Genomic DNA, 11,329 nt, shown 5'->3' on the forward strand with positions numbered 1-11,329 from the left:
TCAGGAGCGCGCACCATCCTCTGCGCCGACCACCCGAGACGACAATGCACCATTCGGCGGCATGCGCTCCGCGTTCACCACCTCACGCAACGGCACCGGCCGGCCCAGGTGGAAACCCTGCCCCACCCGCACCCCCAACCGCCGCAACGCCTCCACCTGAGAAGGCCGCTCCACCCACTCCGCCACCGCCGACAACCCCAGCCCGTTCGCGATCTGCACGATCCCCGACACCAGCACCGCGTCCGCGTCGTTCGTCTCGATCCCCTTCACGAACTCACCGTCGATCTTGATCCCCGTGATCGGCAGGTGCTTCAGGTGCACGAACGACCCGAAACCGGAACCGAAGTCGTCCAGCGTGATCCGGCACCCGAACTGCCGCAGCCGCGTCGCCAGCGACACCGCCGCGTCCAGGTTCGTCACCGCCGCCGTCTCCGTGATCTCCAACCCCAACCGGCCCGGCGCCACCCCCGCACGCCCCAACCGGTCCAGCACGAACCCCGCGAAGTCCGGGTCCTCCAACGTCCGCCCCGACACGTTCACGTTGAACCGCAACGACGAGCTCGGCTCCGCCACCAGCGCGTCGATCGCCGTCGACAACACCCACCGGTCGACCTCCAGGATCAGGTTCGACCGCTCCGCCACCGGCAGGAAGTCCGCGGGCCCCAGGTACGGCTCCTGACCGTCCTCCAACCGCAGCAACAGCTCGTGCCCCAGCGTCTTGCCCGACTGCAGCTCCACCATCGGCATCCCGTACAACGCCAGACCCTCACCCGCGAGCGCCTGCCGCAACCGGTCCAGCACCGACACCCGCTTCACCGTGTCCGCGTAGTGGTTCGGCTCGTACACCGTCACCCGGTCCCGGCCCGCCGCCTTCGACGCGTACAACGCCAGGTCCGCGTTCGCCAGCACCAGCTCCCACGAGTCACCCGGCCCGTACTCCGCCAGCCCCGTGCTCACCGTGATCCGCGCCGGCGTCCCGATCCCCGCCAGCGGAAAACCCGCCACCGCGTCGCGCAACCCGTCCGCCACCGCACCCGCGTCCCGCGCAGAGGACCCCGGCAGCACCACCGCGAACTCGTCACCACCCAGCCGCGCGATCAACTGCTCACCCAGCCGCGACTGCAGCGCCGACGCCAGCATCCGCATCACCCGGTCACCCACCGCGTGCCCGCGCAGGTCGTTGACGTCCTTGAAGTTGTCCAGGTCCAGCACCAGCAACGCACCGGACCCGTTGTTCGCCAGCTCCTTCTCCAACGCCCGCGTCAGCGCACGCCGGTTCGGCAACCCCGTCAACGGGTCCTGCTCGGCCATCCGCACCAGCTCGTCGTGCACCCGGCTCGACTGCGTCACGTCGTGCGCCGTCCCCAACGCCCGCAACGGCGCCCCGGTCTCGTCGACCACGACCTCACCGAAGCACTCGAACACCCGCTCCGCACCGTCCGGGCGCAACATCCGGTGCGTGTAGGTGAACACCGACCCCGTCTTGAGCGCCGTGTCCAGCTTCTCCTCGATCATCGGCAGGTCGTCGGGGTGCACCAGCTGCGCGTACATCTCGAAGTCGAACGCCGTGCCCGGCGCGAACCCGAACATCTCCAGCAACGTGTCCGACCACGTCACCCGGTCCTCCGAGATCGACCACTCCCACGTGCCCATCCGGCCCAGCGCCTGCGCCCGCCGCAGCGCGTCCGCCTCCTGCGTCACCGTCAGCTCCCGGTCACGCCACGTCGACACGTCCACGACCTCGTACATCAGGTCGTCACCCAAACGGCTGCACCGCACCTCGAGCCACCGCGGCCCCGGCGCCAGCACCTCCCGCGCGGGCGACGGCCCCTCCGGCACCCCCGGCAGCAACGCGGGCAACGACCGCCCGTACGCCTGCTCGACCGGCACACCCAGCACAGCGCCCAGCGCGCGGTTGCACCACAACAGGCTGCCGCGCGCATCCGTCACGGCATAGCCGACATCCGCCCGGTCGAGCACCGTGCGGCAATAGGAGGTCACGCGCGTCATGATCGTCCGATCACCGGACGTAAGCAACCCGCTACGCCGGTTGGTTCGCTGGAGTGCGAACGGCTAACGCAGCCGCTCCAACCCCTTCGCCGACTCCACCAACTCCGCCGCCAACTTGCGCAGCTCCTCGTTCTCCGCACCGTCCTGCGCCGCCGTCACCACGTCCTCCGCGGCACACCGCAGCTGGAACAGCCGGTCCTGCAAGTCTGCCAACTCCGCCGTGCTGAGCACCACGGCGTCCTCGGGGAGCCCACCGCGCTGCAACGCCGCCCGCCGCTCGTACGCCCGCTGGCGACACGGCTGAGCACAGTACCTGCGCGGCCGGCCGATCCGCCCACTCCCCGGCAACCGCCGCCCGCACCACGCGCAGTGCCTGGGCTCATCCGCCTCCATGGAGCGCTCCATGGCGCGCGACGGTAGCGGGTGAGCTGGGGTGGGCGTAAGCGACGCGCCACAAACCCCGACGTTCGTAGGGAACCGGACAGCACCGGTCGCGCGATTGGTCCCATTCCGCCACGGACCTGCTCTGCTTCTTCCTGGTTGTTTGTGGTCCTGGGGTTGGTTGGGAGCGGGACCACTTTGGAGTGTTAACTTTGGTCTGCACTGAAACCATAGAATTGAACAAGAAAGTGGTGCGCCACCCAACCGCCACCTCACGGCCGGCTTCGCCAGGCACACTCGCACCCGTGACCCACCCCTACCTCGCCGGCCCGCACCCGCGGGCCTTCGCCCACCGCGGCTGGCACCTCGACGACCTCACCGGCATGGAGAACTCGCTGAGCTCGTTCCGCCGCGCCGCCCGGGAGGGCTACCGCTACGTCGAGACCGACGTGCACGCCACCAGCGACGGCGAGGTCGTCGTCCACCACGACCACACCCTCGACCGCACCACCGACGGCGAAGGCGTGGTCTCCGCACTCCCCTGGGCCCGGGTCCGCGACGCCCGCGTCGGCGGCCGCGAACCCATCGCCCGCCTCGCCGACGTCCTGGAGGAACTGCCCGAGACGTTCTTCAACATCGACGTCAAGGCCGACAACGCCGTCGAACCCGTCGTCACGCTGCTGCGCAGGACCGGGGCGCTGCACCGGGTCTGCCTCGCGAGCTTCTCCGACCACCGCCTCGCCCGCCTGCGCCGCCTCGGCGGAGCGGGCCTGCTCACCTCCATGGGCCCCCGCTCCGCCGGCGCGCTGTGGGCAGCACGCCGCGTCCCGTTCGCCGGGCTCGCCGTCCGCGGCCAGGTCGCCCAGGTTCCCCGCAGCCAGGGCCGCCTCACCGTCGTCGACCGCCGCTTCGTCGCCGCAGCCCACAAAAGGGCCCTCGAGGTGCACGTGTGGACGATCGACGACGAGGCCGACATGCGCGCCCTGCTCGACCTCGGAGTCGACGGCCTGGTGACCGACCGGCCCGACGTCCTGCGCGACGTCCTGCGCTCACGTGGCGACTGGTAACAGGTTGGACAGTCACCGGATCGGGTGAGTCGGCGGACAAGTACAGTCCGCCGACATGAAGGTCAAGGGCGACGACCCCACTGACGCCACCACCGCCGGCCGCCGCAAGGAACAGCGCGGCTGGGTCTGGTACGACGTGGCGAACTCCGTGTTCCCCACGTCCGTGATCACCGTCTTCCTCTCGCTGTACCTCACCAGCATCGCCGAGAACGCCGCCAAGGCCGACAGCGCGCTCAACGGCGCCACCCCGTGCGCCGGCGACAACGCCTTCGACCGCTGCGACCTCACGCTGCTCGGGCTGCAGTTCCCCGCCGGGTCCCTGTGGGGCTACCTGCTCTCCGTCGCCACGGTGGTCCAGGTCCTCGTCCTGCCGGTCATGGGCGCCATCGCCGACCGCACCCAGAACAAGAAGAAGATGCTCGGCGCCTTCGCCTTCACCGGCTCGGCCGCCACCATCGCCCTCGCCACCGTCGAGGGCACCAACTGGAAGCTCGGCGTCCTCCTCTTCGTCATCGCCAACATCTGCTACGGCTCCAGCGTCGTCGTCTACTACGCGTTCCTGCCCGAGATCGCCACCCCCGACGAACGCGACGCCGTCTCCAGCCGCGGCTGGGCCTTCGGCTACCTCGGCGGCGGCGTGGCGCTCGCGGTCCAGCTGGGCATCACGCTCTCGGCCGACTCGCTGGGCATCAGCTCCGGTGACGCCGCGCGCATCGCGTTCGTCATCTCCGGCATCTGGTGGGCCGCGTTCACGATCATCCCGCTGCGCGCCCTCACCGAGCACCAGAACCCGCACGGCCGCGAACACGGCACCTCGGTCATCTCCGCCGGCTTCAAGGAGCTCGGCACGACCCTGCGCCAGGCCAAGGCCTTCCCGCTCACCCTCGCGTTCCTGGGCACCTACCTGATCTACACCGACGGCATCGCCACCGTCGCGAACGTCTCCGCGCAGTACGGCAGCGTCGAGCTCAAGTTCGAGCAGCAGACGCTGATCACCGTGATCCTGATCGTCCAGTTCGTCGCCTTCCTCGGCGGCGTGCTGCACGGCTTCGTCGCCAAGCGCGTCGGCGCGAAGAAGACGATCCTCGGCTCGTTGCTCGTGTGGATCGTCGTCATCACCGCGGCGTTCTTCGTGCAGGCCGGTGACGAGATGCAGTTCTACCTCGTCGCCGCCGGCATCGGCATCGTCCTGGGCGGCACGAACGCGTTGTCGCGCAGCCTGTTCAGCCAGATGGTCCCGCCAGGACGCGAGGCGCAGTACTTCTCGCTCTACGAGGTCGGCGAGCGCTCCACCAGCTGGCTCGGCCCGCTGGTGTTCGCGGGCGTCGGCCAGGCCACCGGCAGCCTGCGGCCCGCGATCCTCGCGCTGATCATCTTCTTCGTCGCCGGCTTCGTCCTGCTGATCTTCGTGCCGGTCCGCAGGGCCATCAAGGCCGTCGGCAACCCCGAACCCACCCTCGTCTGACCCGCTCAGGGGCGCTGACCGCGGTCAGCGCCCCTTCCCCGTCACGACAACGCCACCCGCGCCCGCCGCACCGGCGCGACCACGCTCCCCACCAACGGCACGGCCAGCGCGCACACCACCCAGGTCACCTCGCCGGCCAGCAGCACCGCGACCGGCACCAGCAGCAACGCCGCGAAGACCGACAGCGCCCTCCCCAGCACCACATCCCCGCGCACGTAGGCGACCACGCGCACCGCGACCGCCAGCAGCGCCACGACCACCAGCCCGACTCCCGGCGCGAGCCCGGCACCCAGCCCCAGCACCAGCGCTCCCCCACCCCACCACGCCGGCCTGCGCACGGGCGGCGTCGGTGCCTCCCGGTGGAAACCCAGGCACAGACACGCGAACAACACCAGCGACGGCACCTGGAACGCCAGCGAGAACAGCACCGGCCCCGGTTCCGACAACGCCACCACGACCGGCACCACCGCAAGCGCGGCCACCGCCTTCGCCACCGTGCGCCTGCCCGCCAGCAGCGCCGCGAACGCCACGACCGGCGCGAGCTCGAACCACCGCACGGACGCGGCCGGCGGCACCCACGGTGAACCGCCGCGGGTCAGCACCAGGTGCAGGGCGGCGGCACCGGCGTAGAACACGCCCAGCAGCAGCCCCAGCACCCCCAGGGCGCGCACGACCTCACCGCGCCACCGCGCCCGGTCCGGCACGTGCACCAGCGCCGCGCCGGCGGCCAGGTGGGTGCGCACCCCCAGGCCCAGCGTCGCCCACGTCTCCCCCCAGCCCGGCCAGCTGTGCTCCAGGTCCAGCTCGTCGGTCCGCTCGGCGAGGAAGATGCTGACCATCTCCTCCTCGCGGTCACGCCGGTACCAGCCCGGCAGGACCTTCAGCAGCCGCCGGTAGCGGCGCTCCAGGTTGCTCATGCCTCGATCCCCCTCCCCCGCAGCACCGCCGCCGCCGCGCGCACGTTCGCGCTGAGCCTGGCGACCTCCGCCTGCAACGCCCGCACCCCCGAGTCGGTGAGCCGGTAGTAGCGCCGCAGGCGGCCCTGGTGAACCTCCTCGCGGTCGCGCTCGGCCAGGCCGTCGGCCACCAACCGGTCCAGCACCCCGTACAGCGTGCCGACGCGCAGCACGGTCCGGCCCTGCGACAACTGCTCCACCGCCTGCACGATCGCGTACCCGTGCAGCGGCTCCTCGGCCAGTGCGGTGAGCACCAGGAACGCCTGCTCGGACATGATCCGACCACTCATGTGCCTGAATATATCGTGACGCGAGCTATATCGGGAAGCCGGACATCGGCGAAGTACTTATTTCAGTCAACACTGAAACCATGGAGACTCTGAAAACAATTGTTCCGATCCCATGGCGCAGCGAACCGACCTGGTACCGGCGGTGGAGGTGTATTCAAACGTGATGTTTCGGCCCCCGGCGCACCGGCTATCTCCAGCCCACCGGGGCCGGCGAGCACAACAGGAGGAGCACGATGGACAACGACACAGCGCGGGGACGCCGCGGTGCCGGTCGGCGTTGATCAGCCGATTCCTGTTGATCACCGGCCAGGCACTAGGGTGACCCGCCGTGGACGCCCTACCCGATCCGACAGACGCCCTGTCCGCCGTGCCCGTAGCGGGTTCGCGGCGGACCACCCCGGTGGTGGGGCACCTGAAGTTCTTCTTCGGCCCGATGGACTGCGGCAAGTCCACGCTCGCCCTGCAGATCGACCACAACAACTCGCGGCAGGGCCGGCGCGGTCTGCTGCTGGTGCGGCACGACCGGTCGGGGCGTCCGCAGATCTCCAGCCGCATCGGCATCACCAGGGAGGCCGCGGAGATCCGCGACGACGATCTCCGCCGGCTGGTGCGCGCCGAGTGGGCGCAGGGCCGCCGGGTGGACTACCTGATCGTGGACGAGGCGCAGTTCCTCACCCCCGTCCAGGTGGAGCAGCTGGCCGAGCTCGCGGACGACGTCCAGGTCGACGTCTACTGCTTCGGGCTCGCCACCGACTTCCGCGGGGAGATGTTCCCGGGCTCGCAGCGGCTGTTCGAGCTCGCGGACGAGCTGAAGGCGATCCAGGTCGAGGTCCTGTGCTGGTGCGGGGTGCCGGGACGGTTCAACGCGCGGGTGCGGGCCGGACGGGTGATCCGGGCCGGGGACACGGTTCTGGTGGCCGACACGGTGCCGGACACGGAACAGCACCGATCGGGTACGGACAGCAACTGTGTAACCGATACCACGGAAACTACTGTCCGCTACCAGGTCCTCTGTCGGCGTCACTTCCGGCTAGGTGATCTGGGTCCTGACGTCGCACAAAGTGGTCAACTCCGGTTGGCGTGATCGACTTCCCAGCGGCCTGCTAGGCCATTAGAGTGACGCATAAGCCCAGTAGCTTGATAACGCGTCACGATCCTTGAGCGATCGCATCCATTAGTAGGAAGCCTTCGTTGACGAGTGAACGACGTCACTGTGGGCAACCATGAGAGCGAACCGGAAACAAACGGAGCAATCCGGGCGTTGCACACGGTGAGCAAGAAGCCTGGGCCCCGGCCCTGAGCCGAGCGAAAGGACACCGCCATGGCCGACCGCGTTTTGCGTGGAAGCCGGCTCGGAGCAGTCAGCTACGAGACCGACCGCAACCACGATCTCGCTCCGCGCCGGGCAGCGCGGTACGCCTGCCCCAAGGGACACGACTTCGAGGTCCCGTTCTCCGACGACGCCGAGCTGCCTCCGACGTGGGAGTGCCGTCTGCACGGCACCGAGTCGAAGATCATCGACGGTGTCGAGCCGGAGGTGAAGAAGGTCAAGCCGCCGCGCACGCACTGGGACATGCTCCTGGAGCGCCGGTCGATCCCCGAGCTCGAGGAGCTGCTCGACGAGCGCCTCGAAGAGCTGCGCGGACGCCGCACCCGCACGGCCTGATCCGAGCACAGACGCTCAAGCCGTCCCGGTCGCCTTCCGGGGCGGCTTTTTGCGTGCCCGGAAAGCCGCACGCGGCGCACCGGGTGCGGCCTAGGATCTTGATCATGTGGCCACGCCTGGACGGACTGCGCACGCTCGAGCTCGGCCTGCCCGGTGAGCACCGCGACCGGCTCACCGCCCTGGTGCTCGCCGGGACGAAGCAGGCCACCGCCGGTCTGCTGGCCGGCTACACCGGTGAGGGTGAGCTGCCCGAGCACGTCGGTGAGCGGCTGGTGCTCGTGGACAGCGCCGGTGACCGGCTCGCGGTGGTCGAGGTGACGGCCGTGCTCGTGACGCCGTTCGACCTGGTCGGCTGGGAGCTCGCCGAGGCGGAGGGCGAGGGGTTCACCTCGGTGGAGCACTGGCGGGAGGTGCACGCCGGGTTCTGGGCGGAGCACGGCGGTGGCCGGCCCAGCGGACGGGCACCTGTCGTGTGCGTGTGGTTCCGGCTGATCAACGGGTGACAAGCGCGGTGCGGCGGGCATCCTGTGCGCATGACGACCACGCACGTGCGGCTGCCCTCCGGTGAGTCCATCCCCTCCCTCGGCCTGGGCACGTGGCACCTGGGTGAGTCGCGGGCAGCGCGCGCGGACGAGGTGACCGCGCTGCGGCTGGGCCTCGACCTGGGCATGACGCTGGTCGACACCGCCGAGATGTACGCCGACGGCGGCGCCGAGGAGGTCGTGCGCGAGGCCGTCGAGGGGCGGCGGGACGAGGTGTTCCTCGTGTCGAAGGTGCTCCCCCGCAACGCCAGCGCGGCGGGCACCGTGCGGGCGTGCGAGGCGAGCCTGCGGCGGCTCGGCACCGACCGGATCGACCTGTACCTGCTGCACTGGCGGGGGCGGGTGCCGTTCGAGCAGACCCTCGACGGGTTCGCCGCGCTCGTCGAGGCGGGCAAGATCCGGCACTGGGGCGTCAGCAACTTCGACGTGGCCGACATGAGCGAGCTGACGGCGTTGTCCGGGTTCTGCCAGACCGACCAGATCCTCTACAACCTCAGCCGCCGCGGGCCGGAGCACGACCTGCTGCCGTGGTTGGCGGAGCGGTCCATCCCGGTCATGGCCTACTCCCCCGTCGAGCAGGGCCGGTTGCTGCGTTCACCGGTGCTGGCGGAGGTCGCCCGCCGCCACGACGCCTCCCCCGCGCAGGTCGCGCTGGCGTGGGTGCTGCGCCGGCCCGGTGTCACCGCCATCCCCAAGTCCAGCTCCCCGGAGCACGTGCGGGAGAACGCCGCGGCCGTGGACCTCGCCCTCACCGTCCAAGACCTGTCCGACCTCGACACGGCCTTCCCTCCCCCGGACGGCCCCGAACCCCTGGACGTCCTCTGACCGCTCCCCCCGCATCTGCAAGTACCACCAACTCGACATCAACAGGCTCGTAACCACCGCCAACAGCACCTCCGGCCCCTGCGGGTGGCGAACAGGTTGGTGGTACTTGCAGATGCTCAGGCCGGGGTGCGGACGTGGAGGGTCACGCGGTCTCCCGCGAGCTCGAAGCGGACGTGGGAGAGGTCGGGCACGACGATGTCGGCGTCCAGGTCGGTGCCGACGCCCAGCGTGGTGCAGCCTGCGGCACGACCGGAGGCGAGACCCGAGGCGGTGTCCTCCACGGCCAGGCAGCGGCGCGGGTCGACGTGGAGCTGTTCGGCAGCCTTGAGGTACGGGACGGGTTCGGGTTTGCCGCGGTCGACGTCGTCGGCGGTCACCAGCACGTCGGTCACGGGTAACCCGGCGGCGGTCGTGCGGGCGTCGGTCACGTCACGGGTGCAGGAGGTGACGATGGCCTTGCGGTCGCCGACGGCGGTGGTCGCGTCGAGCGCGCCGGGCAGCACGACGACGCCGTCGAGGTCGTGGGTGGCGATGTGCGAGTAGTGGGCGAGGCCCGACTCGTGCCGGTCCGGTGGCAGCAGGGCGGCGACGATGTCCTTGGCGGGCTTGCCTTCCGTGCCGGCGAGGCGGGCCGGGTCGACGCCTTCCTCCTCGGCCCAGCGGTGCCACGCCCTGCGCACGGCGGCGGTGGAGTCGATCAGGGTGCCGTCCATGTCGAACAGGACGGCGTCGAATTCGAGTCCCATGGTCATCCCTTCGATCCGGTGGTGCAGGGGTCACGGCGGTCACGACCGGCTGGCCTCACCGCGGTGCTGTTACTTCGCTGTGGTGTCCGCGAGCTCGCGGCGCGCGACCTGGCGGACGAGCAGCACGACGAAGCCCAGTGCCACGAGGCTGAGTGCCGCGCCGAGCACGGCCACGCCGGGCAGGCCGAACTGGTCGAGTGCGATGCCGCCGAAGCCGGCGCCCGCGACGATGCCGATGTTGAACGCCGAGACGGCGAACGAGACCGCGAGCTCGCCGCCCTCCCCCGCCGCCTGGAACAGCGCGGCCTGCACCGCCGGGACGAACGACCAGGCGGCCAGCTGCCACACCACGACGAGCGCGATGGTCTGGAGGGCACTGGTGGACATCGGCAGCACGGCGAGCAGGGCCACGGAGGTGATGGCGGAGGTGATGAGCAGCGTCTTGCGGGAGTCGGTGTCGGCTCCCTTGCCGCCGATGACGTTGCCGACCACGGCGCAGACACCGGCGATGACGAGCACGACGATGACCATCGTGCTGTCGAGGCCTGCGCGCTGTTCCAGCAGTGGCACGAGGTAGGTGTAGACGGTGAACGAGGCACCCCAGAACAGGGTGATCGCGGCGAGGCCGATGAGCACGGGCGCGGTGCGGATGGCGCGCAGGCGGACCTTGAGCGGCGGGCCGTCGTCGGCACCGGTGGGCGGCAGTGCGATGGCGATGAACGCCAGTGACAGCAACGCCATGCCGCCGATGACGAGCATCGGGACCCGCCAGCCCATCTGGTGGCCGAGCAGGGTGCTGATGGGCACGCCCAGCGCGGTGGCGGTGTTGACGCCGGCCTGGATCGTGGCGATCTTCGAGGCGCGCTTCTCCTCCCCGCCCAGGCGGGCGGCGGCACCGATGGCGGTGGCCAGGTAGAGGCCCATCATGGCGCCGGAGAGGATGCGCGAGCCCAGCAGGACCGCGTAGTTGGGTGCGAGCCCGGCGGTGAGGTGCCCGACGGCGAACACGATGAGCGCGCCGAACAGGACCTTGCGCCGGTCCATCCGGTGGCAGGCGGCGGCGAGCACCGGGGCGCTGATGGCGAACGCGACGGCGTTGAGCGTCACCAGCTGGCCCGCGGCCGCCTCCGACACGTTCAGGTCACGCGCGATCTGGGGCAGCAGTCCGACGACGGCGAATTCGGTGCACGCCACCGCGAACGCGCCGCTGAACAAAGCCCATATCCAAATCCTCTTCACTGCCCCCTCCAGGCGTGCGCGTCGACAACGCAATTGCGCAGAGGGTTCTCAGCTCGCTTCACGGCTAAGCAAATTTCCCCGTGACGGACTACGGGGTCCCGCAGGCATTCGGCGCGGGTCCGGTGGATCTGCGCGTATTTTC

General features: G+C 70.3%; 12 protein-coding genes. 6 read left to right on the forward strand and 6 right to left on the reverse strand.

Features of this window, described 5'->3' with window-relative positions; all coding sequences use genetic code 11:
* A complete protein-coding gene (locus ACZ7CF_RS08740) occupies nt 1-2,001 on the reverse strand; it encodes a putative bifunctional diguanylate cyclase/phosphodiesterase (RefSeq protein ID WP_360396696.1) in 2,001 nt (666 codons plus the stop codon).
* A gap of 72 nt (nt 2,002-2,073) precedes the next feature.
* Nucleotides 2,074-2,415, reverse strand: a complete 342-nt coding sequence (locus ACZ7CF_RS08745) for a hypothetical protein (protein ID WP_030475304.1) — start codon at nt 2,413-2,415, stop codon at nt 2,074-2,076.
* A 281-nt stretch (nt 2,416-2,696) separates the two neighbouring features.
* Here ACZ7CF_RS08745 and ACZ7CF_RS08750 point away from each other — a divergent pair, with 281 nt between their 5' ends.
* Together ACZ7CF_RS08750 and ACZ7CF_RS08755 are read left to right on the forward strand one after the other, a co-directional pair.
* On the forward strand, nt 2,697-3,458 hold the full coding sequence (locus ACZ7CF_RS08750; protein ID WP_470369295.1) for a glycerophosphodiester phosphodiesterase: 762 nt from the start codon (nt 2,697-2,699) through the stop codon (nt 3,456-3,458).
* Between the two features lie 55 nt (nt 3,459-3,513).
* Nucleotides 3,514-4,923, forward strand: a complete 1,410-nt coding sequence (locus ACZ7CF_RS08755) for an MFS transporter (RefSeq protein ID WP_470369296.1) — start codon at nt 3,514-3,516, stop codon at nt 4,921-4,923.
* A gap of 41 nt (nt 4,924-4,964) precedes the next feature.
* On the opposite strand, the gene ACZ7CF_RS08760 is transcribed toward ACZ7CF_RS08755, so the two are convergent.
* Both ACZ7CF_RS08760 and ACZ7CF_RS08765 read right to left on the reverse strand, forming a co-directional pair.
* Nucleotides 4,965-5,840, reverse strand: coding sequence for a hypothetical protein (locus tag ACZ7CF_RS08760; RefSeq protein ID WP_470369297.1), 876 nt, complete (start codon nt 5,838-5,840; stop codon nt 4,965-4,967).
* Nucleotides 5,837-6,169, reverse strand: a complete 333-nt coding sequence (locus tag ACZ7CF_RS08765; RefSeq protein WP_360396688.1) for a PadR family transcriptional regulator — start codon at nt 6,167-6,169, stop codon at nt 5,837-5,839. Before ACZ7CF_RS08765 ends, ACZ7CF_RS08760 begins: the two co-directional genes overlap by 4 nt.
* A gap of 328 nt (nt 6,170-6,497) precedes the next feature.
* On the opposite strand from ACZ7CF_RS08765, the gene ACZ7CF_RS08770 reads away from it, so the two are divergent.
* The 4 genes from ACZ7CF_RS08770 to ACZ7CF_RS08785 all read left to right on the forward strand — a co-directional run bounded on the left by ACZ7CF_RS08770 (nt 6,498) and on the right by ACZ7CF_RS08785 (nt 9,202).
* Nucleotides 6,498-7,253: a thymidine kinase gene (locus ACZ7CF_RS08770; protein ID WP_470369298.1), complete on the forward strand. Its 756-nt coding sequence runs from the start codon at nt 6,498-6,500 to the stop codon at nt 7,251-7,253.
* Nucleotides 7,254-7,490: 237 nt separating this feature from the next.
* Nucleotides 7,491-7,835 (forward strand): RNA polymerase-binding protein RbpA, encoded by a 345-nt coding sequence (locus ACZ7CF_RS08775; protein WP_030466135.1) that lies wholly within the window; start codon nt 7,491-7,493, stop codon nt 7,833-7,835.
* 104 nt (nt 7,836-7,939) lie between these two features.
* Nucleotides 7,940-8,338 carry an ASCH domain-containing protein gene (locus ACZ7CF_RS08780; RefSeq protein ID WP_458432220.1) on the forward strand — a complete coding sequence of 133 codons (399 nt, stop codon included), beginning with the start codon at nt 7,940-7,942 and terminating at the stop codon, nt 8,336-8,338.
* 30 nt (nt 8,339-8,368) lie between these two features.
* Nucleotides 8,369-9,202 carry an aldo/keto reductase gene (locus ACZ7CF_RS08785; RefSeq protein WP_470369299.1) on the forward strand — a complete coding sequence of 278 codons (834 nt, stop codon included), beginning with the start codon at nt 8,369-8,371 and terminating at the stop codon, nt 9,200-9,202.
* A 116-nt stretch (nt 9,203-9,318) separates the two neighbouring features.
* Here the strand turns inward: ACZ7CF_RS08785 and ACZ7CF_RS08790 are convergent, their stop codons facing one another.
* Together ACZ7CF_RS08790 and ACZ7CF_RS08795 are read right to left on the reverse strand one after the other, a co-directional pair.
* The gene (locus ACZ7CF_RS08790; protein WP_360396681.1) at nt 9,319-9,948 is read right to left on the reverse strand and encodes an HAD-IA family hydrolase; all 630 of its coding nucleotides are present in this window, start codon (nt 9,946-9,948) and stop codon (nt 9,319-9,321) included.
* Between the two features lie 69 nt (nt 9,949-10,017).
* Nucleotides 10,018-11,187, reverse strand: a complete 1,170-nt coding sequence (locus ACZ7CF_RS08795) for an MFS transporter (protein WP_360396679.1) — start codon at nt 11,185-11,187, stop codon at nt 10,018-10,020.
* Nucleotides 11,188-11,329: the final 142 nt, after the last annotated feature.

It is taken from the genome of Lentzea sp. NPDC036955 (genome assembly GCF_055608005.1).